The organism is Flavobacterium sp. B330r (assembly GCF_056824325.1).
The window spans coordinates 4,917,607-4,943,159 of sequence record NZ_CP124860.1; the positions used below are offsets into that span (position 1 = coordinate 4,917,607).

A 25,553-nucleotide genomic window follows, 5' to 3' on the forward strand; every position below is an offset into this window, starting at 1 on the left:
TCTGAATAAATAACAAAACATTTAAAGATCTTTTCGTTCGAACTTTCTAATAGAAATTACAAACGGAACAACGATCCATGAAATGAGCAGTAAGAAAGAAATCAGTAGGCCAATTACTGTCCCAAAAAAATCTTTAAAAATAGCTCCTGTATATCCCATCATGGCAGATTGATCTAAATGTAGTAATATTTGAATTCTCGCTAAATCTATCGGACTAGAAGCGGTTATAGCTACCATAGCTTCTTCTATTGGATATTCTGCAAACTGAAACAAAAGAAACAATACCAATGCATCAAACAAAATAGCAAAATACATCCAGAATAAAATGGCCACCCCTATTCCTTTTGCTTTATCTCGAGTTAAAATGCAGCTTAAAAAAGCCAGAGACACAAAAACAATAGAAATTAAACTTCCAGACAAAAGCATCATCAATCCTGCCATACCAGGCACATTAATCAAAAGCGGAATTCCTGCACCGAGAAAAAAAGCCAAAAACATTGCAATTGATAATCCAGCAAACAAACTAATCCAGATCTTTTTTCTTTTAATAGGCTGACTCAATAAAAGCTCGATGAATTCTGAACTATTGTAAATATAGATGGTCGAAAAAAGTATAGACACCAACGGAACCGTAAATAGAATGACATTCAGAATCGTCAGTAAACCTTTGGCTGTATTGTTTTCAAGCATAAAAGATCCCCAAGAAAGCAATGCCAGAATTAAGGCATAACTCACAATAATCTTATTTTTAAGAATATCTAATAAGATAATTTTAATTATTCTGTTCATGCTGTTTCTCTTTTAATATAGTAGCAATAGATTTCGAAATTTTAGTTTCGCCCGTTGATTCCAAAAGATCTGTAATCGTTTTATGAAAATGTACTTTTCCGTCCTGCATAAAAATAATCTGAGTAATCATATCGTCCAATTCACTCAACAAATGTGAAGTAATCAAGATTAGCTTTCCTTTGTTTTTCTCTTTTATGATTTTTTCTTTCAGAATTTCTGCAGCCAACGGATCCAATCCTGCCGTTGGTTCGTCCAGAATTAAAACATCGGGGTTAAAAAGAAAAGCTAATGTTGCACTTACTTTTTGTGTTGTTCCTCCAGAAAGTGTTCTCATTTGCTTCTCACTCATTTTGTCGAGCTTAAAAGCTTTTATCAAATCTTCATCCAATTCGTCTTTCGAATTTCTAATCTGCTTGATCATGGCTATAATCTGGGCAATGGTCATATGATCAGGATAACGGCCAATTTGCGGCATATAACCAATTCTTTTTCGGTATTCAAACTTCTTTAAAATAGATTCGTCATGCAGCAAAATGTCACCACTATCGGGTAAAACCATTCCTAAAACAGATTTTATTAATGTCGTTTTTCCACAGCCATTCGGACCAATTAAAGCGATGCATTCTCCGGCTTTAAACTCAAGGGTGATGTTTTGCAATACCTTTAGTTTGCCAAATTTTTTATTTATATTTTTTAAAGTAATCATAATACAATAGATTTCATTATAGGAGATTCATCAACAAAATTATCAGGCGTTATACTTGGTAGAATTTTCTCTGATTTATCTAGAAGCGTAATCATAAAGCTTCGAAATAAAAGCATCGCCGACGGATTATTCTCGGTAATTACCGCAAAAAGACTCAGCGGATGAAAAGGCACATCGCCAATACCATCTCGGTTCAAATCATACCCTTCATATTTATCCCAGTAATTATTATTGAAATGATTTAAAACTAAACTGCCGTTTGTGCTGATATCGAAAGTATTCGAAAGAAAATTATTAAACGAGATCACATTTTCCATACAGCTTGCCTGAACTTTCATTCCCCAGCCATTATCCTTAAAAATATTTCGTTCCAATTTTACACGGCTCGTCCCTTCCATATAAATTCCTGAAGTGTTCCTGATAAATTTATTTCCATTTATATAACTATCCGAAATTTCTTTAAGCAATAAACCATAAGAGGCGTCTCCCCAATTCTCCTCGAAATAATTGTTGAACATTTTTACATTTTTGGTAAACATTACCGCTACTCCTGCTCCATTATTTTTAAAGACATTTGAAATATAGGCATCATCATTCGAGAACATAAAATGAAGACCATAACGTATATTTGCTTTAGAAACATTTCGCCAGATTACAGAATTAGAAACAAATTCAAAATAAATTCCGTCGCGATGTCCAGAAATTCTATTTCCTATAATCTGCATATTCTCGCTTTTCCAGCAATGAATTCCGTTTCCAATACGCTGTTCTTCTTTTTGATGGGCCTTTATAGTATTGTTTTTTACAATGCAGTTGACGCCTTTTTGAACATAAATTCCAAAAAAATTATTCTCTAGAAAATTGTCTTTTACTACAACTCCAGTCTTGTTGTATATTTTAATTCCACAGGGATCATTCAGGGAGGCATACCCTGAATTGATAACTTTAAATCCGGAAAAAATTACGCTATCGGCTTTAATAGAAACTACTTCATATTTTCTTTGTCCGTCCAGAGTTGGCCAGTTTTTTCCCTGCAGAATTACTTTTTTATCTACAATTATATTGCCTTCGCGATAAACCCCTTTATTTACTATAATGGTATCACCAGATTTTGCGAGTTCGATCGCCTTTTTAATGGTTTTAATCGACTTGTCTTGCCCTACTTCAATCTTCTGAGACCAAAGGCAGTTTAAAAAAAATAAGAGTGAAAGACAAAAATGTAGCTTCATGATTTAATATTTTAATTTAAGACCGCATTTTATTTATTCAAAATTGCTGTCCATTCCTTTTCCTCTCCTTTTGATTGTGCTTCAAATGCTTTTGCTTCACTTTTATTGTTAAAAGCGGCAATATTTCCATTCATTGGGCTTTTTATGGTTCCTCCCCAAACAAAAAAGGCGCTTTCAGCAGGAATCAATTCATTGTTTTTTGTATAATCATGCACGTAATATGTCTTAATCTTAATGTTTGCATTGTCTTTGCAGTAATGCGACATACACGCAATATCATCAAACTTGTAAACTCGACCTTTTTCTGTAATAATTTCGGCTCCATGTCTTCCATCACTAATTCCCATCATACAGAAATCGCAATTATCAGCATTTAGTTTAATAGGAACAGGTTTGTCGCTAGAGCATGAAAAAAGAAAAACGGGAACCAGCAAAATGCCCAAGAGCCGACCAGATGGTTTAGCATACTTTTCTTTTACAATAACAGCAAAAAGCAAAACTCCAACCGCAATAAGCATCCAGCCTCCAAGATCAGGAATTGAATAAGCTCCAAAATTTAATAATTGTTTGTATCCGAGCATCGGTGGCTGATAAGCCATGCCAGGAACTCTAATCGCAGCATTAGGATCGAGATTATGCCCATATTCATAATTCCATCTATAGAAATCACAGGCAGACAATATTCCAAACAAAACAAAAGAAAAGAAGAATACAAAAAGTCCTTTTCTATTTGCTTTCCATGCACATAGTATCGAAATAGCGCCTAATCCAGCTAAAATAAATGGTAGAACTTTAAACTCAATAAAATCTTCTGTATGCAACGTTTTCATTCCGATATAATGGTTTAAACCGTTGATAATGTCAACATCACCCGCAATTTTAGAGGCGTGAAGTTTTAATACCAAACCTTCAGGATATTGTGGCGCTGTAAGCTCTATTCTCCATATTGGAAAAAATATAGCCCCAATCAATAGAAGTCCTGACAAGAAGAGCGCAATTTTAGAAAAAGCGGTTATTTTTTTATCTCTCATAATAATTCAAAATAAAAGGGAACAAAGAATACTTTGTTCCCTTATGGTTACTGGCTATTCTTTAGGCAGATTAGTACCTACACTATAAGTAATTGGAACATTACTTCCTGCTGGTGAAACTCGTACATAACCCTGCATTTCTTGGTGCAGTGCACTACAGAAATCAGTACAATAGAATGGGAATATTCCTTTTTTCTGAGGAACCCATTTTAATGTTAAGGTTTCTCCTGGCATAATAAGTAATTCGGCAGTATTGGCTCCTTTAATTGCAAATCCATGAGGCACGTCCCAGTCTTGTTCTAGATTCGTAACATGGAAATAAACTTCGTCACCCACACGAATTCCTTCGATATTATCTGGTGCAAAGTGAGAACGAATACAAGTCATATAAATGTGCACTTTATTACCTTCTCTCACTACCTTAGTTTCTTTTTCTCCTTTAGTAGCATATGCATGGTTATTCTCTGCAATTTTGTAATACTTCAACTGTCCGTTATTAATCACTTTTTCAGCTGGAATACCTTGTGCATAGTGTGGCTCGCCAATTGTTGGATAATCTAGAAGCAATTTCATTTTATCTCCACTGATATCAAATAACTGAGCACTTTGTGCCAATTCTGGACCAGTTGGCAAGAAACGGTCTTTCGTAATTTTATTGTAAACCACCATGTATTTTCCAAATGGCTTTTCTGTATTTCCACCAGGAATCATTAAGTGTCCAGGAGAATAATAAGTTGCTTTTCTGTCTAAAACCTTTAAATCTTTAATATTCCATTTAACCACTTCAGACGAAACAAACATTGTAGTGTAAGCATTTCCTTTTCCGTCAAACTCTGTATGTAAAGGCCCTAAACCTGGTTTTTGAACCTCTCCATGAAGAGCAGCTTCATATTTTACAACTGGAATTCCTGCATAATCGCCATCAAATTGTTTTTTAGCAATAGCATCTTTCAATTTTGTGAAACTAAATACCGGAATTAAAGCCGCTAATTTTCCACTACCTACAATAAATTCTCCTGTTGGATCAATATCGCAACCATGAGGCGATTTCGGACAAGGAATCATATAACAGATATCTTTAAGCTCAGAAGCATCAAGAGTAAGAACTTCATTTTTAATCTCAGATTTAGCAGTTTGAGTTTTTTCATCCCAAGTATTGTGAGCATATTTTGCAGGAATTCGTTTTCCTTTTCCAGCTTTAATATATTCCTCTGCTTTTTTCCAGTTTACAGCCATGATAAAATCTTTATCATTTTTAGAAGCGTTAACCTCCAATAAAGTATTAGCTTGTTCTGTATTATAACACGAAAAGAAGAACCATCCATGAGATTCTTTTTTACCAGGGTGGCTAAGGTCAAAATTTACACCTGGAGCTACAATTTGAAAAGCAAGATCCAATTCTCCTTCTTTTCCAACTTTTACAAAACTCAGATATCCTTTAAAGTTTTTCTTGTAGGTATTAATTGGAACGTCTCCATTATCATTATCAGAAGGAACGCTGAAACGGCTTGCTCCTACCACATACTCTGTGTTTTGAGTAATAAAAGGCGAAGAGTGATTACCTCCGCAGTTTGGCAGTTCGATAATTTCAGCAGTTTTGAACGTTTTCAAATCAATACGTGCAATACGTGGCGTATTATTGGCATTGGCAAAAATCCATCGTCCGTCAACTTCTCCATTTGTTTGCGATAAATCCAAGTGATGCTGATCATCCCAAGGCACATAACCATGCGAAGTATTCAACATAGGTTTGGTTTCTTCGCTGTACCCGTAACCGCTTTGCGGATCTTCAGAAAACACCGGCATCACTCTTAACAATCTTCCGCTTGGAAGCCCGTAGACACTAACCTGACCGCTAAAACCACCCGATACAAAGTTGTAGAATTCATCATATTTTCCAGGTGCCACATATACTTTTGAGGCTGCATCGCCTTCAACAGCATCCGTAGAGTCTTTTGGTTTACAAGAAACAAAAAGAGCACACCCTAGCGTAACAACGAAAATCGATTTTAAAAATTTATTTTTCATAAGGCTATTTATTTTTGATTTTGATTTCTTTATTTTACCCCATCATTCTGGCGCATATATTCCAAGATAGATCTTGCTTCATCCTCCGTTAAACCTTGATTAGGCATACGAATCATGCAAAGCTCTAGTTGCGCTTGCAATTCAGGATCTTTGTCAATCATGGGGTCTGGATTGGTAATAAAGTTCATGATCCATTGCGGTGTTCTTCTCTCGGTAACTCCTTTCCATCCTGGTCCAACCAATTTTTCGTCGGTAGATTTATGGCAAGAAGTACATTTTACTTCAGCAGTTTTAAGTCCTTTTTCAGCCAGTGCTTTATCTAAAGAAGCTCCTAACTCAACTGTTTCATATTTTCCGATACCTCTTTTAGGATCGTAGGATTCTGCATCAGCTGCTTTTTCTTCGGAGGCAGGGGCTGAAAAATCCTGATCGCTGTTTGACTTTTCTTTTCCGCAGGATACCATCAGGAAAAAACCAAACATTGTTAATAAGAATAATTTGTTCATTAGTTTGTTTTTTTAATTGTTAAACTTTTGATCAAAATTCTAAAACTTGTTTTTCATAAAGTATGATTACAATCATATCCTCAAAAAAAAGTTCATAATACCTTCGTATTTTCAAAAAACAACCAATGAAGTTTTGCGTTTACATATTTTTATTTGCGATCGTGTTTAGACCCGCTTTTCCGTTTTTGGATTACATCGTCAACTACCATTACATTGCAACTGAATTATGCGAAAACAAAAATGCTCCCGAACTTCACTGTAACGGAAAATGCCATTTGAAAAAAGAGCTGGCAAAAAGCTATAAAAACGATACGCCAGCTTCTAACGAAAAGAAAAGTGAAACAACAGAAACTTTGGTGCTCTTTATGGTCAAAATCCCAGTATTTTCCTTTAATGAAAACAGGGTTATCCATTTCATAATACATACATTTTACAACAACTTATACTCTCATTTAGAGGCCGTCAATATCTTTCGCCCTCCTATTTTCATCTGATTTTATTTGATTCTTTTCCTTCCGAGTAGTTTCGGCAGACCTTTTATTATCATTATTTAAATCATAATCACATGAAAATTTTAAAATACACAGCACTTTTATTTTTATCAATTGTTTTATTCTCTTGTTCTTCTGATGATGCTTCAGAAATTCCAGCAGATGAAACCACGGGACTTCATAAAATACAGGAAATCGCAAATGACACTCATACAATAGAATTATTCTCGTCAACAGGTTCTTTGGTTCAAGGTTATAATCATGTTTCTCTTCGAATAAAAGACAAGAAAACCAACACTTATATTACAGATGCCGAAATCAGCTGGACACCATTAATGCATATGGCTATGATGCAGCATTCTTGCCCAAGATCTGAAGTAGGGAAAGTAGACAAGAAAACAATTTTTGAAGGAGATATCATCTTTCAAATGGCGCAAAACGAAACGGAATATTGGGAACTAAGCATTTCATACAAAATTAATGGTGCCATTTATACTGCAAGCGACAAAATAAATGTTCCTGCATCAGCAAAACGTACCGTAAGCTCGTTTAAAGGAAGCGATGGAAACAATTATGTAATTGCTTATATCGCACCATCTTCTCCAAAAGTGGCACTAAACGATATGACAGTGGGAATTTATAAAATGAAGGATATGATGACTTTTCCTTTCGTTGATAATTTAAGAGTCAAAATCGATCCAAGAATGCCAAGTATGGGCAATCATGGTTCTCCTAATAATACTGATTTAATGCAACGTGACGTTTATGGTCCTTACATGGGAACACTTTCTCTAACTATGACAGGATATTGGAAAATAAATCTTCAGGTTTTAAACGCTAGTCATGAAGTTCTAAAAGGAGAAGCAGTTACAACAGACAATCCGTCAAGCAGTCTTTATTTTGAAATTGAGTTTTAGATCTAAAAAACAACAAGAAAGAGGCAAAACACAATTTGTCTCTTTCTCTTAAAGTATGAAATGATGAAAAATCTAACAGCACTCTTTTTGGCTGTGTTTTCAACAATATGCTGGGCGCAGGAAAAAGCAAATGATAGTCTTGAAACCATAAAACTAAATGAAATAATTGTTATTGGAAATAAACCTTCTTTACATTTAAAACAATCCAAATCTCTTACATCTGTAGAAGAATATCTCTCAAAATCATCAAAAGTGAATATGATTAAAAGAGGATCTTATGCATGGGAACCTATTATTAATAATATGGCCACAGAACGTACGGTGATTACAATTGATGGAATGCGCATTTTTGGAGCTTGTACCGATAAAATGGATCCGATCACTTCTTATGTTGAGGTTTCAAATTTAGCCGAAGCCACCATAGCATCTGGACAGCAGGCAAGCTGTCACGGCGCAGGAATTGGCGGATCGGTCGATTTAAAACGTAATCCGTTTAGTGATAAAAATACGGGGTGGAACGGCAGTTTAAATTCTGGTTTTGAAAGTAATAATCTGCAAAAAATTATAGGAGCATCCTTAGGATACAATGATTCTCATTTTTATACTCATATCGATTTTATGCATCGTGATGCCGATAATTATAAAGCAGGTGGCAATAAAGAAGTCCGTTTTTCTCAATTTACTAAATACAATATTTCTGCTAGCGTGGGTTATTTTATAAACCAACAGAAACTTTTAGAAGCTTCTGCAATTTATGACAAAGCCAATAATATTGGCTATCCAGCACTTCCTATGGATGTTTCTTTGGCTGAAGCTAAAATTGTATCTCTAAGTTATAAATACTTGCCAAAATCTAATTTCGTAACCAATTGGGAAACAAAATTATATTTTAATTCTATAACCCACAAAATGGATGACACCAAAAGACCTAGCGTACCTATACATATGGATATGCCTGGCTGGTCTGATACGTACGGCTATTATTCAAGAATGAAAGGAAAATTTGAAAAGCATAGTTTTCTAGCTGACTTAAACGGATTTTACAATAAATCTATCGCAGAGATGACAATGCATCCTTCAGATCCAAACGAAAATCTGATGTTTATGTATACATGGCCCGATGTCAGAACTTTATACAATGGATTGTCTTTAGAAGATAATATTAAAATTTCTGAAAATGATCATCTAAGAATTGGTGCTAATCTCGGATTTCAAAATAATACCATAGCGAATGATTTCGGATTAGCGAGTCTACGCATTTTTTATCCGGAAATGGATGCTTCAAAAAACCGTTTCTTAAAAAGTTTTGCAGCAAATTATACCAAAAAAAACAACATTTTTGAGTTCGGATTTGGTTTGGCTTACGCCGAAAGAGCACCTTCTGTATCTGAAGGCTACGGATTTTATCTCTACAACAGCAGTGATTTTTATGATTATATCGGAAATCCAAATCTAAAAAATGAAAATGCTTTTGAAGGAAACTTTTCTACTGGTTATAAAACATCGCAATTAACCGCAAAAATTACAGGTTCTTATTTCTATTTTTCTAATTATATAATAGGTAAAATCGACCCGAATACGCTTCCTATGACTATTGGCGCTTCTGGAGTAAAAAGATATGAAGCTATAGACAATCCCAAAATATTGAATACCGATTTTAATCTGACGTACGACTTTTTAGAAAATTGGCAATTCAAATCACAACTTACTTATAGCACTGGAAAAGATAATGATGGAAACAATTTACCTTTTATAAGTCCGATCAAATACAGCGCTGGAATCGACTTCAAGAAAGAAAATTTTAATGCTGGAATTAGTGTTTTAGGAAATCTGGCTCAAAATGAATTTGCCAAAACTTACGGACAAACCAAAACGCCAGATTATCTAATTTTTGGGCTTAACGCTGGATATGCTTTTCATTGGAATCAAAACATATTGAAACTGCAAACAGGTGTTGAAAATATATTGGATCGATATTACACCACTTATGCCGACTGGAATAAAATTCCGCGAATGGGGCGCAATATTTTCATCAATCTTACTTTCAATTTCCATTAAACATCAAATTATCAAGGTTAACATATAAAAACAAAAATTAAACAGTATGATTAGAATCATGTTTTGAAAAAAATGATGATAATATATTTACCCTATTAAAATTATATGCTTAAATATATTTTAAAACAAACTAAAAAATAAGCAACAACAGCTTTTGTTAGTACAAAATTCAAGAATTTATATGGACAAGAATTTTTTAATACAGGAGATCATCCGATTGAAAAAAGAAAAAAATGCCGTGATACTAGCTCATTATTATCAAGATGAGAATATTCAGGAAATAGCAGATTTTATTGGAGATAGTCTTGAATTGGCTAAAAAAGCTCAAAAGACAGATGCTGATATTATAGTTTTTGCGGGAGTTCATTTTATGGCAGAAACAGCCAAAATTTTAAACCCAAATAAAAAAGTAGTATTACCCGATTGGAATGCTGGCTGCTCTCTTGCAGATGGCTGTCCGCCTGAAGCGTTTAAATTGTTTAAAGAACAGCATCCCGATCATATTGTGGTTACTTACATTAACTGTTCTGCACAAATAAAAGCTATGAGCGACTTAGTCTGCACATCGGCAAATGCCAAAAAGATAATCGAATCTATTCCAGTAGAACAAAAAATAATATTTGCTCCAGATGAAAATTTAGGCAAATATCTTCAAAAAGAAACCAAGCGCGAACTTGTCTTATGGAAAGGCTCATGCGTTGTGCACGAAGCCTTTTCATTAGACAAATTAATAGAAATATATAACAAAAATCCGACTGCAAAAATTGCAGCTCACCCGGAATCTGAAAGTCATATTTTAAAAGCAGCACATTTCATTGGCTCGACTTCGGGAATTATTAATTTCATTAAAACGGATCCTGCTGCCGTTTTCATTGTGGCCACAGAAGCCGGTATCTTGCATGAGCTTACAAAAGCGGTACCTGATAAAACGTTGATTCCGGCTCCTACCACAGAAGACAACAGCTGTGCTTGCAGCGAATGTGCTTTTATGAAAATGAATACACTCGAAAAATTGTATTTGTGCCTTAAAAATGAAAGACCAGAAATGCTTATTAAAGATGAACTGAGAATAGAAGCGCTAAAGCCTATTAAAAGAATGCTTGAATTATCATAAAAAACGCAATAACCTTAAATCAAAATAACATGCTTAAAACAGATATACTTATCATCGGTTCTGGTATTTCGGGATTATTTTTTGCCATGAAAATAGCAAAAAAACGTCCAGACTTATCTATTGTTATAATGACGAAAGAAACAGCCAAAAATACCAATACACAGCTCGCTCAAGGCGGTATTGCTGTAGTTACAGATCATTTAAAAGACAGTTTTAATAAGCATATACATGATACCCTTCGTTCTGGAGGTGGTTTGTGCGATAAAGAAATTGTTAATATGGTGATTACGCAAGCTCCAGAAAGACTTCAGGAATTAATTGAAATTGGAACTTCTTTTGACAAAGATGAAAAAGGCCAATGGAATCTAGGTTTAGAAGGAGGACATTCACAACACAGAATATTACATCATAAAGACAGCTCCGGACAGGAAATTGAGAGTAAACTACTCAAGATTATTAAGAAGATGCCCAATATTGAACTCTTAGAGAATCATTTGGTCATTGATATCAATACCGAAACAAAAAAAGCTAAAACTACTTGTGCCGGAGTCTTCTTTTATGAAAAAAAACACAATCGCATCAAATACATGAGAACGCGCACTATTGTTCTAAGTACAGGAGGATGCGGACAGCTTTTTGAAAATACAACAAATCCTAAAATTGCAACGGGCGACGGACTTGCAATGGCAGCACGCGCGGGAGCAGAAATTGCAGATATGGAATACATGCAGTTTCATCCAACCGCTTTATTTACAGGAAAAGAAAATCCGTTGTTTTTGATTTCTGAAGCTGTAAGGGGTTTTGGCGCTCATATCGTAAATGATGAAGGAAAAAGGTTTTTATTTAAATATGATATTCGAGGCGAATTGTCTACACGAGATATGGTTTCAACTGCCATTAGTAAAGAACTTCAAGCGAGCGGAAAAAAACATGTTTATCTAGACTGTAGACATCTAGATCCAAAAGCATTTTCAAATCAATTTCCTGTGATAACAGCACATTGCAATGAGTTGGGAATTTACCCTGAAAAAGATTTAATTCCCGTTGTTCCTGCGGCACATTATCAATGTGGCGGTATTCAGGTAGATAAAAATGGAGTGACGACAATAAAAAATCTTTACGCCATTGGAGAATGCGCTAGAACAGGTCTTCATGGTAAAAACCGTCTGGCATCCAACTCTCTTCTTGAAGGTCTAGTCTTTGCACATCAGGCTTCAGAAAATGTAGATAGAACTATTGCTGAATTTCTTTTTTCATCCCAAATATTAATTCCAAAGTTTCCAAAGGCACATCAAGTCGACGATTACCTTGCTTTTGAAGTACTTAAAAAAGAATTGCAAAAACTGGTGACCGCATTTTACACAAGCGAAGAACGCGATGCCGAATTGGCTTTTGAAAAAATAAAAGAGCTTCATAATTATGCAGTTTCGCTTACAGAAGCACACGAAATTACGATTCCGTTTATCGAATTTTCGAATATGATTGCGGTTTCTTTATTGATTATTAAGCAATGTAAAGCTGCAACAGACCAAAAAATATGCTGAAACCAAAATTAATCTATACCCCCAACCATTATGAAACTAACAAGCAAAACAACCATTGGAGAAATCGTCGCAGATGACTTCAAAACAGCAGCCATTTTTACAAAATTCCATATCGACTTTTGCTGCAAAGGATATCGAACAATCGAAGAAGTTTGTAAAAAAAGAGATATTGAAGAAAGTGCTCTTATAGAACACATTGAAAAAGCAAGAAGCAGTTCTGCCAATCAGTCTTTTGATTACAAAAGTTGGCCAGCCGACATGATTGCAGATTATATAACCAAAACCCATCATAGATATGTAGAAGAAAAGTCTCCTGTTATTTTGGAGTATTTAAATAAATTGTGCGGTGTTCACGGTGCGATTCATCCTGAGCTTCATGAAATTCATACTATTTTTTCAAAGACGTATTTGGATCTCACAGCTCATATGAAACGAGAAGAGTTGGTTGTTTTTCCTTTTATAAAAAAAATGAAAATCGCACACAGTAAAGGTCAAGAACTGGAAACACCGCCTTTTTTATCTATCGAAACTCCAATTACAACATTAAAAGAGGATCATATAACCGAAGGACAGCGTTTTAAAAGAATTGCGGCTTTAACCAATAATTATACACCGCCTCTTGACTCATGCAATACTTATAAAGTTGCTTTTCTGATGCTGGAAGAATTTGACAAAGATTTAAAGAAGCATATACATCTGGAAAACAATATTTTGTTTCCAAAAGCAATTGAACTTGAAAAAACATTTGAAAAAGTGTCTTAAATTAAAAGAATACCATGGAGAAATATGTTATCAAACGCAATGGAGATTATAAGCCTTTTGAAGCTTATAAAATTCAGGATGCCATTCAAAAAGCCTTTCAAAGCCTCAATCAGCCTGTAGACAGGAGAATTTTTAAAACCGTTCTTTCTGGTCTTGAGGTAAAGTTTTCGTGGCCTGTAGAAGAAATTCAGGACATGATAGAAAGAGTGCTTTTTGAAAATGGATATTTCCAAGCCATGCGTTCGTTTATAATTTATCGTCACACCAGGAAATTACAGCGAGAACATATTAATGGTTTAAATGATGACACTACCTATATAGACAGTACGCAAACTGTTGAAGAATACATCAATCAATCCGATTGGAGAATTAATGCCAATGCCAATATTTCGTATTCAAACGCTGGCTTGGTCAGCAATACTGCAGGAAAAGTTATTGCCAATTATTGGCTCGATAAAATATATAATAAAGAAGAAGGTTCTGCTCATAGGAATGGCGACATACACATCCATGATTTGGATTGTCTTACCGGATACTGCGCTGGTTGGAGCCTACGTGTGCTATTAAATGAAGGTTTTAATGGCGTGCGTGGCCGTGTCGAGAGCAGACCTCCTTCTCATTTTAGAGAAGCATTGGGGCAAATGGCTAATTTCTTAGGAATTCTGCAAAGCGAATGGGCAGGCGCTCAGGCTTTCAGTTCTTTTGACACCTATTTGGCTCCTTATGTTTTTAAAGATCGGCTTTCTTATGAAGAAGTTTTAAAAGGAATTAGAAGTTTTGTTTACAATCTTAATGTGCCTGCACGTTGGGGACAATCGCCTTTTACAAACATTACTTTGGATTGGAATGTTCCAGAAGATTTAAAAGAACAGATTCCGACAAGAAGCGATCAGCATTTGTTTTTGAATGTAAATGATAAAAACCTAATTGCGGAAGCTCAAAACAGAGGTGCTCAAAAATTGATAGACTTAAAATATGGCGATTTTCAGAAGGAAATGAATCTTATTAATAAAGCCTATTATACCATTATGACCGAAGGAGATGCAAACGGACAGCCGTTTACGTTTCCGATTCCAACCGTAAATATTACAGAAGATTTTGACTGGCAAGGAGAAAATGTCGATTTATTATTTGAAAATACAGCTAAAATAGGTTCCTCTTATTTCCAGAATTTTATTGGAAGCCAATATGTTTTGGATGAAAATGGAAACCGAATTGAAAACCCAGAAGCTTACAAACCAAATGCCGTACGAAGTATGTGCTGCCGATTACAGCTCGATTTAAGAGAATTGTTAAAACGCGGAAATGGCCTTTTTGGTAGTGCTGAAATGACGGGAAGCATTGGTGTTGTAACTATAAATATGGCGCGTCTAGGATATCTGCATAAAGGAAATATCCTTACTTTATTTGAACATTTAGACGAATTGCTTCAAATAGCCAAATCGACTTTAGAGAAAAAAAGAATCTTTATTCAGCAAATGTACGACCGCGGACTTTATCCGTACACACAGCGCTATCTAAAACATTTTAGAAATCATTTTTCTACCATTGGTGTAAACGGAATGAACGAAATGGTGCTCAACTTTTCTGAAGGAAAACAAAATATAACGGACAGATCAGGAATACATTTCGCTACAGAAATCCTAGATCATATTCGCATGCGAATGAAGGAATTTCAAGAAGAAACTGGAAATCTCTACAATCTAGAGGCAACACCAGCCGAAGGAACAACATATCGTTTTGCAAAAGAAGATAAAAAGCGTTTTCCAGAGATTTTACAAGCGGGTCAAAACGAAAACATTTACTATACCAATAGTTCACAAATTCCGGTCGATCATACCGATGATCCTTTTGAAGCTTTATTACTTCAAGACGAATTGCAATGCAAATATACTGGAGGTACAGTTTTGCATCTTTATATGAGAGAAAAAATAAGCAGTCCAGCAGCTTGTAAAAACTTCGTGAAGAAAGTTTTAACTGGCTTTAAACTGCCATACATAACCGTAACACCAATTTTTAGCATCTGCCCTATTCATGGCTATCTAAACGGAGAACATGAATATTGCCCAAAATGCGACGAAATTTTACTCAATAAAAACAATCAAAAACACTTGGCTTATGAAAACGAAAACGCTTAAAATTCTAGAAGAAAAAAAATCCCAAAGAAGCAAATGTTTGGTTTATACACGTGTAATGGGATATCACAGACCTGTAGAAAGTTTTAATATTGGAAAAAAAGGTGAACACCAACAGCGTACCCATTTCGAAGAAAGTATTATCTATTAAAGGAATATTTAGCCTCACGCCTTTTACTTTATTAGATTTTCCGCATAAAACAGCCTGCATAGTGTGGTTTGCGGGCTGTAACATGCGGTGTTTATACTGCTACAATCCAGACATTGTTTTAGGAAAAGGAAAGATTGATTTTAATGAAGTTCTATCTTTCTTAAAAACTAGAAAAGGATTATTAGACGGTGTTGTATTAAGCGGTGGCGAATGCACTTTACACAAAAAAATAATTGATTTTATAAAAGAAATTAAAGCATTGGGATTTGAGGTTAAAATAGATACCAACGGTTCCAATCCAAAAATATTAAATAGCCTGATTCGTGATCAATTAATTGATTATGTCGCGTTAGATTATAAAAGTCTTCCTCATACCTTTAAAAAAGTAACGCAATCAGGCTTATTTTCAGAATTTGAAGAAAGCTTAGAAATTTTGATTCACTCGAATATTCCGTTTGAAGTTCGTACCACTTTTCATTCTTCTTTAATTAAAGAAAATGATTTTGTGAAGATGATTGAATATTTAGAAACAAAGAATTTTAAAGGAAATTATTATGTACAGCATTTTATGAATAATGTCCCAACACTTTCAAAACTAGACGATTCAAGTAAAGAAATACAGCTTAAAAACTTCTCCACTCCAAAAATAAAAGTTATTTTTAGAGATTGATAACTCAAAATGAATACGTTATGACTTTACATCATTTTGTACTTATAATTCATCTATTGGCGGCGACAATTTGGGTTGGCGGACATTTACTTTTGGCTATTTGCTATCTTCCAACAGCGTTGAAGAAAAAAGATCCACAGATTATTTTAAATTTTGAAAAGAAATTTGAAGCACTAGGCATGTCTTCTCTTGCTTTATTAATTATTACAGGAGTCTGGATGGCGTATGATTTTGGCGTAACAGCCGAAACTTGGTTTCATTTCTCAAGCGGATTTGAAAAAGTAGTTTCCATAAAACTGATTTTACTTTTCTGCACTTTTATCTGTGCTGTTTGCGCTCAATTTTTTGTTATTCCGAATCTTAATAAAAATAATATTTACAGAATTGCCATAATTATTCTAACGGTTACTTCAATAGGAGTTGCAATGTTAGTTTTAGGATCGACACTGCGTTATGGCGGAATTTAATTAACTCAACTAACTGATTTTTAATGCAAACGCAATCTCGATTTTTTTGGGATTGCGTTTTTTACTTTACAGCGCATTAGTTACGACATCATTCCTACAAGTATAGGGCCGAATGCAGTCAATAGTATATTGGCTAATGCGTAAGGAATAGTGTAGCCTAAAACGGGAAATTTACTCCCTGATGCATCTTGAACTGCTTTTAATCCAATTGTTGATGTGCCCGCACCTGTTTGCGCGCCAAGTAAAATTAAGGGATTCATCTTTAATACATATCTCCCAAAATACATTCCGATGATATGAGGAATTAAGGCAACCGCTACACCCGCTAATAAAATACCAAATCCAGTTTCTTTAAGACCTGAGATAAAACTCGGACCAGCAGCAAGACCAACAAGTCCAATAAAGGCTGCTAGACCAACGTTGTCAAATATCCACAAAGCGGGTTCTGGAATTCTGCCAAAAACCGGAGTTCTTGAATGCAACCAACCAAAAATTAATCCCATTACCAATGCACCGCCGCTTGTTGTTAACGTTACCGAAACTCCAAATAAGGTTACCGAAAGCAAACCTAAAAGTCCACCAAGGACAATACCCAAACCAACAAAAATGATATCGGTCTCGGGGCTTAAACGATCCAGATAACCTATTTCTTTTGCTGCTTTTTCTAGTTTTGCAGGCCTGCCTGAAAGATTCAAAATATCACCTCTATTTAAAACTGTCTTCGATTCAAGCGGTATCTCATGATTTTCTCTGGTTATTTTGTTTAGCATTAATCCATGATAAAAACTGCTTTTTCGAAGAGACTTTACTGTCATCCCTTCAATAGCTTTATTCGTAATCGTAACATCTAAATGAGCCAGCGGAAAATTTAATAATTCTTCATCCAATACTTCTGGTCCAATAGAAAAGAGACTATCCAAAATGATTCCATGCTGTCCCATAATAACCATTACATCATCTTTTTGAATTATAATATCGGGGTTGGGATCTAGCAATTGATCCTTATGGCGTATTCTCTGAATAACAATATTCTTGTTAGAAATTAATCTTTCAAACTCGCTTATACTGATTCCGGTCCATTTCTCATTGGTTATTCTATAGGCTCGGATAATCCATCTCTGATAGGCGCTTTTCATTCCTGGACCATATTCAGTTTCTCCTGAAATGGTTTCAGCCAATTTATCACTTTCTTTCACTAAATCAATACCAAGCAATTTTGGAGCAATTCCAGTTAGAAAAAAAACAAAAGAGGCTGCCCCTACAAGATAAGTTACAGAATAGGCTACTGGAATATTATTGATTAATCGGCTTTTTTCTGCATCAGCAAGATTTAAGTGGCTGATAGCATCTGATGCAGTACCAATTACAGTTGATTCAGAAAACGCCCCTGCCAATAATCCGGCTGCCGTTCCTACATCATACCCTAAAAAAGTAGAGACAGCATATGCCACTAATAAGCACGATAAACAAATTACCAAGGTGAGCAGTAATTGCGGAAATGCATTTTTTTTAAAACCTTGAAAAAATTGAGGTCCAACTTTATATCCTGTAGAAAACAGGAAAAAGTCAAAGAAAATAGTTTTTACAATATCAGGAATTTCAATATCCAACTGACCAATTAGCACTCCAGCAAACAAAGTTCCTAATACGACACCAATTTTAAATGTACCTATCTTAATACGTCCTATTAAGAATCCAAGAGCCAAGCATAAGAAAAGTGCCAGTTCAGGATGTGCTCTAAGTATAGCTGTAACCATATTGCCTTTTTTTTCATATAAATTTAATCAAAAAAAGATAGCAACACATTATATTTCAATTATTTACAAGTAATTAATTATAACCACATTATAATAAACAGAAAATAAAAGTGGCAGATATAAAAACTAACTCTTAAATAATTTTTCATCCAAATAAACAAACCTGTCTGGCCGGCTTCATCTTCGCTGGAAAAAACAAAAAACTAAAAAATCTAAACCAACTGGCAAGCAGCTTGAATTAGAAACAATATAAAAAACAGCCCGAAGGCTGTTTTAATTTTTATGAGATATCGCCATAAACATCTGATTTTCCACAAATATTAGAGGGAGTATTTGCTTTTGGATTACCTTCCCAAGACCTCAATTATCTTCATTTAAAGATCATCCTCAATCAATTCATTTATGAAATATTCCAAATTTTGCCTATCATACACCTTAGGATAATGATATCCATTAATAAAAAGTGTAGGCGTTAATTGGAAATGGTTATTTTGGCACCAGACGAACTGTTTGGCAAATAATTGATCGATTTTCACAATATCAATATCTATTTTATATTTCTGCAGCCATTCGCCAATATTTTTCTCTTCAAACCAATTGGCTAATGCTTCGCTATAAGCTTCTTGTCCCTTTTCCAGATAAATTGCCATCAGGCTCCTTAACAGCAGTTTTTTCTCATCCCTTTCTTTTCCAATATCAATCCCCATCAGCACATTGATTTTTACTTTTTCTCCATGAAGCTTCAAAATTTTAGCCAATAATGCATCGGCATCCTTACAGTAGCCACAAAAAGGATTTGTGATTATGGTTATTTGGACTTTACTGTTTGCATTTCCAAGCTGGATTGGACTTTGAAGCATATCTAATTTTGATCTGGATAACAAGACAATCTTAAAAATTTTATAGTTGCGTATAAATCTCGTCGCTTTAAAATTCATGTCTTTCAGCTCATTATGCTTTGCCAACATCTGTTTGAGCAGTGACCAAATAAATGATATAGTCAGAAATAGGAATGCAAATATTAAAATTGATCTGAGCGAAATGCCTACACTGTTTTCAAGAAATACTTCGACATACAATAGCTCTGCCAATAAAGTAAATATTATTGCCAAGCATATCGGGCACCACTTTTTTTCAACTATTTTTTGATAGTAAAGCGATAGGATAATGATCGGTATAGTAAAATAGAGCAATGCTTTTTGAATTATAAAAAAATCATTTGAATTTCCGGCAAGTATCAATACAAAGAGGCCTATAAACTGAGACGCAAAAAAAACGATGCTTAAACTGCTGAAATTTAAAAACTTGAATAATTTCCATTTATCTGAGTTAAGTATAGCCTCACAGCTTGTATCGTTTGAAATATTGCAGAATTTTGCAATTAATGCGCTCTTTGTACCAAACAGATCTTTTAGTGCCGCAATTGAAAACAAAAGGCCGATTATCGGGAAAATGGCAAAAATCTTTGTCGTAAGGCTTTCATCAGCATTGAAATATAGGATGCCAAGCAGAATTAAAGATAAAGATGGCAAAATGAATGGATAATTATTCTTAGATCCTGTTTCAATTTCATTAGTCTTTTCCGCCAATAAAACAGTCCCGCCCCATCTTTGCTGCAAAAGCTCTCTATCATGTTCTACTATTTTTTTTCCTTTATATGTGAAATAGGAACTTTCTCTCCTTTCAATAAAATAGGGCGTCTTTTTACCGTTGTCATTTTTTAGAACGGCAATAAATCTATCGGGCAAAATTTCAATATCATCGAAATCAATATTTATAGCAAAATTTTCTATAGAGAAAAAATTTAAAGTATCCGATATAGCCAGTAAAGTAGGGTAATCAGGATGCGACTGCACCTGGAATGAAAATTCAGATTTATCAATTGGTAGTTCTTCTTTTTCTAAATACTGAAAAAGGTAAGTGAAATTTTCGGTCATATATAAGCTCTTAATCTAAATGTTTTAGAAATTTTATTCTTTGTCAAAAGTTTTTTCAAGTATTTTTTTTAATTCCATTTTATTTTCATCTCCACTGCCTTTCCATCGTCCAATTATTTCGCCCCGTTTGTTAATTAGAATCTTGACAGGAATTGCTGTCACAAGATAATTATCTTCAATTTTGGTCTGATTTTCAGCAACGGATATATGCTTCCACAAACCAATTTTTTCATCGGCGATTGCTTTCCTCCATGAATTTAAATTCTTATCTCTGGATATGCTGATAATTTCAAATCCTTTATCTTTATATTTCTCATAGGCATCTTTAAGAAAAGGCAGATCATCCCTGCAAGGCTCGCACCAGCTGGCCCAGAAATCTATCAGAACATATTTTTTATCCCGAAAGGTTGCCAGAGGGATCACCTCTCCATTATAATCTTTTAATATAAAATCAGGAGCAATGCTTCCCACTTTACTGTTTCTAAAGTCGGAAATCCTTTTAAAAAGCCTCACTCCCGATGGAGATTCTTTTACTTCTTTTGATAGTCCATCAACAAGAGAAATAATAGTTTCATAATTTAAAAGCCCTTCTTTCTTAGCCAATCTGTAATAAAGTAAAGAGGGAGCTATAAACGAAGACGGATTTTGCCTGATAAAATTAAAATCCATCTCCATTTCTGTGATTTTATTTTGATCTGACAGTTTTTCCAAAATTTCCAATTGATGTTCCAGTTCCACTTTAATCTGCGGGTCTGAGGCGACAGTAATCCTTTCAAAATACGATCTTATAAGCAATGAGATAGAATCTCTTTTACTATATACGCCGTTTTTTACTTTTTGAAGTTGGGAATATTCGTCTTGTGTTTTACTGCCCTTCACCTCTGCTGTTGAAAAATCATAAAAATCCAACTTTATTTCCATTATGGTTGGTTCAAGGAACAATTCTGTAGAATTGCTTCTGCTCATACTAAACTCTCGATTATTGCATAAAGTGGCTCTTGTGGGATAATCGATATTTCCTTTCAAAATAAATTTGTTATTATCTATTTTAGACGAGTCATAGATTCTTTTGTCGCCAACTTCGTAAACCAGATAGATCTTATCAATACTTAATCCTTTACCTGTACCCCTTAACTCGAATGCAGTTCTATTGCCTAATTTCTGTGCAGATAGAGAAATGGAAACTAAAAAAAGAAGAAGAGCCGTTTTGAACATTTTTTTTGTGTTTCCTAAACAGCTAATTTCAGGACAGTTTAACATGGATTTTTTTTTAAAATAATGCATTGGCTTATCTATTTAAAGAAGCAGGAATGACAATTCCTGCATTTCTATTTTTTAATATCAGTAAAGGAATTGCATGCAATTCCTTTACTTTGTTAACTAGGATTTGGATAATCTTAGCAGTCGCACTTTCCGTTCCTGCAGTAGTCGCAGTATCCATCACAGCCTCCTGCATCGCCTCCGCATTCTTCACCGCATTCTTTCGTTGCAGCTCCGCACTCGTCACAGCCTCCAGAAATCATTCTCATTTGATCTCTTTTAAGAGCATTTTCTTTCATGTCTTTAAAACTCATTTTTTTCATGATTTTCATGTTTGTTATAGTTAATAATTAATTGAAAATCTTTCGCAGATCATTACTCTAAAATCTACCACGTGCACTTGGTTTGTTTTTTATAGTTATCTGCTATAGATTTACTCTTTTGTTCTTTGTTTCACATGATCGATATCTCCAATTAAGCCGTACTGTAACAATAATCAAAATTGATTTCTAATAGTGAGTATGCCATCAGGCAGTCAAAAAAAAATTCCACCTCCATTAATTAATCTCACTTCTTTTTCTGATTTTTGTTTTGTTTTTTAAATTATATAATAAATTTTTTACACATTAATTAAATAAAATACAAATACACTTGTTAATATATTTTATAATACATTCTTCTATAATTTTTTTGCAAATTGATTTAGATGTATTTTAAAATCATAATCACATTATCATTAATAAAAATTTGTCAGATTTTATTTCGGTGTAAATATATTAATTCTATCAAATTAATCAAATTTAAAACACAATTAATTCAATATTCTATCCAGCTGGAAAAACTAACAATATCTTAAAGAAATAAATCAATTTTGAACTTCAGTCCAACGACATTTTAGAATTTAAATTTCCTCAACAAATTAGGGCGTAAAATAGTAGCGAAACCACAAACCTTACCAATAATTCTACTAATCTTATTTAATCCTTAGAAATAAATTGTCCCTAAATAATCTTCTCATTCCCTCCCGTCACCAGTTAAAATCAAAAATAAAATAAGTCTGATAAAAAAGATGAAAATTATAACTAACTAAAAGAACAAGAGGGAATTCAATAATTCCCTCTTGTGATAAAAGCCAAGTTTATGCCATGACTAATTATTTACTTTTATTTTCTCGATTTTCTCTATCATTTTTTCTGCGTTTCCGTTTGTTCCGCCAAGTTTTATTGCTTTTGCATAGCTGTTTAATGCTAAATCGTACTGTTTATTAATATAATAGGCTTCACCTAAACTGTCAAACAGATTAGCATTTGTAGAAAACTCTTTTGTTGCCAATTTGAATATTTCTATTGCCCCATTAGTTTTACCGGCCCTTAATAGTTCATATCCCAATGCATTGAGTTCGCTCGGATTCCCAAAGCTGTATTCCTTCTCAGATTTTTTTTTGAGCAGATAGTATGCCTCAATGCCTTTCTCCACATCATTTAATGCTTCCTTTCTTATAGCCAAATGAATAGATTTTTTAGGGATTTCGTATTCCTTTCCTAACATTAGGCTGTGGATGCTGTAGCCTAGATCCCAAACCTTATTCAGATTATTGGACAATAGGATTATCGTTATCTTATTTTTAAAATCGTTTAAGAAAATTGATTCAAATTTATACGATACCCCATTGTGCCTCTGCAGCTCGTCTTTTTCAAAGTATCTGCCAAGCGATCCGCCTTCGTCGACTGCATATGGGTTTTCTAGCAGTGTATAAAAGGATTTCTCAGATATCAAACGGTTGCTATTCATTCCTTCAATCCATTTATAAAGATCATTTGTATCCGTCCAGAGCCATCCGCTAATAAATTCCAATTCTGGACATCTCGCATTATCCAAATCATAACAAGACGTTCTATTTTTATAGCCAGATTTCGGATCAAATGCCGAATTTGTCATTTTCAATGGTCCAACTATATTTTTAAGGACAAATTCCTCGTATGTCATTCCGGATACCTTTTCAATAATTCGTCTCTGTAAAAACACATTGCTATTGTCATACCTGTAGGCAGTTCCAGGCTCAAACAGCAAACTGTCGCTGTTTCTCAAGATTTTCCAAGCCTCTTGGTCATTTTTAGGCACTATGGGGTCAATTCTGGCAATGCCGCTAGCATAATTGATAAGATGCCTTATCGTAACTTTTTCTGACCATTTCGGCAATCCCAAATCAAATTTGGATATATGGTCATCAAGATTAAGAAGTCCACGTTCAACTAGAATCATTATTGAAACGGCATTAAATTCCTTTGCGATAGAGCCAATATTGAATATTGAATTGTCACTTAGGGGAGTCTTCTTGGTTTCATCGGTAAAACCGAATGATTTCTGATAGATAATTTTATTGTTTTTAACGATAAGCACGTTCCCATTAAATAGCCCTCTTTCATAGGACGTTGCCATTAGGGAATCAATTTGGCTGAAAACGGTTGACTGTCGTGGGATGGAATTTTGAGGTGTTTTCTTCGCTTCTTTAACGTCACTTGATTTTTGGGCAGAAAGCACATTTGCAGATAGAATGGCTGCTAATAATAAAAACTTGATCTTCATTTTTAATAAATTTTTCGGAGATAGAATTTTGATTGATTGTCTAAAACTTTCTGCAAATATGCTTTAAAACGCTTCAATACGCGACCGATTAAAAAAAGTCGAACCCTTTTCTTGGAAAAAAATGAATTAATTCGAGTCTTTTCTAAAATCAGTCGGAGTTTTTCCGGTATATTTTTTAAAAGAAGAGCTAAACGATGATTTGGAATTGAAGCCTACCTTATAGAGAATTTCAAGAATGGTAAGCTCTTTCTCCAGAGGATCTTTTAGAATTTCTTTAGCTTTTTCAATCCTATACTCATTTACGAAATCGAAAAAGTGCTTATCCATATATAGGTTAATCAGCGCAGACAAATCTTTAACTGGCATTTTCAATTGTTCAGCCAAATCCTGGATCGTCAATGAAGAATCCAGGTAAGGTTCCTTTTCAATCATAAAATCTTTCAAGGATTCTATCTGTCTATTTTTTTCCTCATCTATTGCAGGAGGCGATTTCTGTTTCGACACAGCATCTGCAATCGGTTTAAACTGAGAATTGATGCCCCTGAAAAACTCTGGATTATTTAACGCAGCAAACAGATACCAGCAAGTGCAGAATAAAAACGCAAACCCGTCAAGAGTTACAATCCAAGCTCTTACTTCTCCCAAACCAAAGATAAAAGTAACCAGCCACCTTAAAAGCACTATAAAATGTAAAGCATAATATAGAATTGTTACTCTATAAAGTGCATTAAGCAAAGAGATATCCGGATTCGTATAATTCTCGAGATAGACGGTTTTAGCTTTTCTAACCGCCAAAAATGAAGCGATAAAATAAACTTGAAATAAAATTTCGAAAAGAAAATAAAAAAACTGCATGACTGGCGTCTGATTCATAGCGTTTATGAAACTCACTTTTGCAGCTCTATCCTCAAAATATATCCCCGCCATCATATACAGATTGAAAGCGGCAAACGGAATGGCGTGCAGTAAATGCTTCGGTTTCAATCGAAATCCAGAAAAACAGATCGACAATACATAGAGATAAAAAGAGGCAGGAGCCAAATAGTTGATGCTCCATCGAAATGCTTCGAGATTGATGTAGTTAACAGGAAAATCACGCATCAAAAATTTCAATGCATCTGCAGCACATGCAAAAAGAAAAAAGGCAAGAAGGCAATTTGCCAATTTATATTTTGTTTTAACGGTAAACAGAAATAAGGCAAGAAACAGCACCAAAAATATTCCTATAAGTGCCGCTATTTCCAAAAAGCTGTATCTGTCCATAGTTTTTTAACTTAGGCGAAATTTAAAATTTAAATGGGAAAGTCTAAAAAAGTATGGATGATTTTATCCAAATTTTAAAAATATTTTGCTTAAAATGCTGAAAGTCTATCCGCTGAGGTTTTAAAAAAGAGACTTTTTAAATACATCCCCCT

Annotated in this window: 22 protein-coding genes; 10 read left to right on the forward strand and 12 right to left on the reverse strand. The window is 34.4% G+C overall.

Going from position 1 to position 25,553, the window contains the following annotated elements:
* Nucleotides 1-21 precede the first annotated feature (21 nt).
* From QLQ95_RS21910 to QLQ95_RS21935, 6 genes are read right to left on the reverse strand one after another with little or no spacing between them, the layout of a single operon-like run.
* Nucleotides 22-789 carry an ABC transporter permease subunit gene (locus QLQ95_RS21910; protein WP_095930044.1) on the reverse strand — a complete coding sequence of 256 codons (768 nt, stop codon included), beginning with the start codon at nucleotides 787-789 and terminating at the stop codon, nucleotides 22-24.
* Nucleotides 773-1,495: an ABC transporter ATP-binding protein gene (locus tag QLQ95_RS21915; RefSeq protein ID WP_095930045.1), complete on the reverse strand. Its 723-nt coding sequence runs from the start codon at nucleotides 1,493-1,495 to the stop codon at nucleotides 773-775. Before QLQ95_RS21915 ends, QLQ95_RS21910 begins: the two co-directional genes overlap by 17 nt.
* Nucleotides 1,492-2,724 (reverse strand): nitrous oxide reductase family maturation protein NosD, encoded by a 1,233-nt coding sequence (locus QLQ95_RS21920; RefSeq protein ID WP_320494961.1) that lies wholly within the window; start codon nucleotides 2,722-2,724, stop codon nucleotides 1,492-1,494. Before QLQ95_RS21920 ends, QLQ95_RS21915 begins: the two co-directional genes overlap by 4 nt.
* Before the next feature lie 29 nt (nucleotides 2,725-2,753).
* Complete coding sequence (locus tag QLQ95_RS21925; protein ID WP_095930047.1) at nucleotides 2,754-3,755, reverse strand: nitrous oxide reductase accessory protein NosL; 1,002 nt, start codon at nucleotides 3,753-3,755, stop codon at nucleotides 2,754-2,756.
* Between the two features lie 54 nt (nucleotides 3,756-3,809).
* Nucleotides 3,810-5,783, reverse strand: coding sequence for a Sec-dependent nitrous-oxide reductase (nosZ, locus tag QLQ95_RS21930; RefSeq protein ID WP_482501670.1), 1,974 nt, complete (start codon nucleotides 5,781-5,783; stop codon nucleotides 3,810-3,812).
* 29 nt (nucleotides 5,784-5,812) lie between these two features.
* Nucleotides 5,813-6,289 carry a c-type cytochrome gene (locus tag QLQ95_RS21935; protein ID WP_095930049.1) on the reverse strand — a complete coding sequence of 159 codons (477 nt, stop codon included), beginning with the start codon at nucleotides 6,287-6,289 and terminating at the stop codon, nucleotides 5,813-5,815.
* A 125-nt stretch (nucleotides 6,290-6,414) separates the two neighbouring features.
* Between QLQ95_RS21935 and QLQ95_RS21940 the strand changes: the two genes are divergently transcribed.
* The 10 genes from QLQ95_RS21940 (at nucleotide 6,415) to QLQ95_RS21985 (ending at nucleotide 16,598) form a co-directional block, all read left to right on the forward strand.
* Nucleotides 6,415-6,783: a hypothetical protein gene (locus tag QLQ95_RS21940; protein ID WP_320494958.1), complete on the forward strand. Its 369-nt coding sequence runs from the start codon at nucleotides 6,415-6,417 to the stop codon at nucleotides 6,781-6,783.
* 71 nt (nucleotides 6,784-6,854) lie between these two features.
* Nucleotides 6,855-7,697, forward strand: coding sequence for a hypothetical protein (locus QLQ95_RS21945; RefSeq protein WP_320494956.1), 843 nt, complete (start codon nucleotides 6,855-6,857; stop codon nucleotides 7,695-7,697).
* Between the two features lie 60 nt (nucleotides 7,698-7,757).
* Nucleotides 7,758-9,755 carry a TonB-copper family protein gene (locus tag QLQ95_RS21950; protein ID WP_482501673.1) on the forward strand — a complete coding sequence of 666 codons (1,998 nt, stop codon included), beginning with the start codon at nucleotides 7,758-7,760 and terminating at the stop codon, nucleotides 9,753-9,755.
* A gap of 181 nt (nucleotides 9,756-9,936) precedes the next feature.
* Nucleotides 9,937-10,869 (forward strand): quinolinate synthase NadA, encoded by a 933-nt coding sequence (gene nadA / locus QLQ95_RS21955; RefSeq protein ID WP_095930053.1) that lies wholly within the window; start codon nucleotides 9,937-9,939, stop codon nucleotides 10,867-10,869.
* A gap of 29 nt (nucleotides 10,870-10,898) precedes the next feature.
* Nucleotides 10,899-12,413, forward strand: coding sequence for an L-aspartate oxidase (gene nadB / locus QLQ95_RS21960; RefSeq protein ID WP_482501675.1), 1,515 nt, complete (start codon nucleotides 10,899-10,901; stop codon nucleotides 12,411-12,413).
* A 30-nt stretch (nucleotides 12,414-12,443) separates the two neighbouring features.
* Nucleotides 12,444-13,175: an iron-sulfur cluster repair di-iron protein gene (gene ric, locus QLQ95_RS21965; protein ID WP_095930055.1), complete on the forward strand. Its 732-nt coding sequence runs from the start codon at nucleotides 12,444-12,446 to the stop codon at nucleotides 13,173-13,175.
* A gap of 14 nt (nucleotides 13,176-13,189) precedes the next feature.
* Nucleotides 13,190-15,313, forward strand: coding sequence for a ribonucleoside triphosphate reductase (locus QLQ95_RS21970; protein ID WP_428238414.1), 2,124 nt, complete (start codon nucleotides 13,190-13,192; stop codon nucleotides 15,311-15,313).
* Complete coding sequence (gene nrdD, locus QLQ95_RS21975) at nucleotides 15,294-15,461, forward strand: anaerobic ribonucleoside-triphosphate reductase (protein ID WP_172426906.1); 168 nt, start codon at nucleotides 15,294-15,296, stop codon at nucleotides 15,459-15,461. The genes QLQ95_RS21970 and nrdD overlap by 20 nt, the downstream gene beginning before the upstream one ends.
* Nucleotides 15,415-16,131, forward strand: a complete 717-nt coding sequence (locus QLQ95_RS21980) for an anaerobic ribonucleoside-triphosphate reductase activating protein (protein ID WP_482501676.1) — start codon at nucleotides 15,415-15,417, stop codon at nucleotides 16,129-16,131. The genes nrdD and QLQ95_RS21980 overlap by 47 nt, the downstream gene beginning before the upstream one ends.
* A 20-nt stretch (nucleotides 16,132-16,151) precedes the next feature.
* Nucleotides 16,152-16,598 (forward strand): copper resistance protein CopD, encoded by a 447-nt coding sequence (locus QLQ95_RS21985; RefSeq protein ID WP_095930057.1) that lies wholly within the window; start codon nucleotides 16,152-16,154, stop codon nucleotides 16,596-16,598.
* 80 nt (nucleotides 16,599-16,678) lie between these two features.
* On the opposite strand, the gene aspT is transcribed toward QLQ95_RS21985, so the two are convergent.
* The 6 genes from aspT to QLQ95_RS22015 form a co-directional block, all read right to left on the reverse strand.
* Nucleotides 16,679-18,355: an aspartate-alanine antiporter gene (gene aspT, locus QLQ95_RS21990; protein WP_320494942.1), complete on the reverse strand. Its 1,677-nt coding sequence runs from the start codon at nucleotides 18,353-18,355 to the stop codon at nucleotides 16,679-16,681.
* A gap of 374 nt (nucleotides 18,356-18,729) precedes the next feature.
* Nucleotides 18,730-20,292 (reverse strand): vitamin K epoxide reductase family protein, encoded by a 1,563-nt coding sequence (locus tag QLQ95_RS21995; protein WP_482501678.1) that lies wholly within the window; start codon nucleotides 20,290-20,292, stop codon nucleotides 18,730-18,732.
* A 33-nt stretch (nucleotides 20,293-20,325) separates the two neighbouring features.
* On the reverse strand, nucleotides 20,326-21,552 hold the full coding sequence (locus QLQ95_RS22000; RefSeq protein ID WP_320494938.1) for a TlpA disulfide reductase family protein: 1,227 nt from the start codon (nucleotides 21,550-21,552) through the stop codon (nucleotides 20,326-20,328).
* Nucleotides 21,553-21,689: 137 nt separating this feature from the next.
* On the reverse strand, nucleotides 21,690-21,875 hold the full coding sequence (locus QLQ95_RS22005) for a hypothetical protein (RefSeq protein ID WP_141248145.1): 186 nt from the start codon (nucleotides 21,873-21,875) through the stop codon (nucleotides 21,690-21,692).
* An 826-nt stretch (nucleotides 21,876-22,701) separates the two neighbouring features.
* Nucleotides 22,702-24,138, reverse strand: a complete 1,437-nt coding sequence (locus tag QLQ95_RS22010; protein ID WP_482501680.1) for a serine hydrolase — start codon at nucleotides 24,136-24,138, stop codon at nucleotides 22,702-22,704.
* Between the two features lie 126 nt (nucleotides 24,139-24,264).
* Nucleotides 24,265-25,401 carry a helix-turn-helix domain-containing protein gene (locus QLQ95_RS22015; protein WP_095930062.1) on the reverse strand — a complete coding sequence of 379 codons (1,137 nt, stop codon included), beginning with the start codon at nucleotides 25,399-25,401 and terminating at the stop codon, nucleotides 24,265-24,267.
* Between the last annotated feature and the right edge of the window lie 152 nt (nucleotides 25,402-25,553).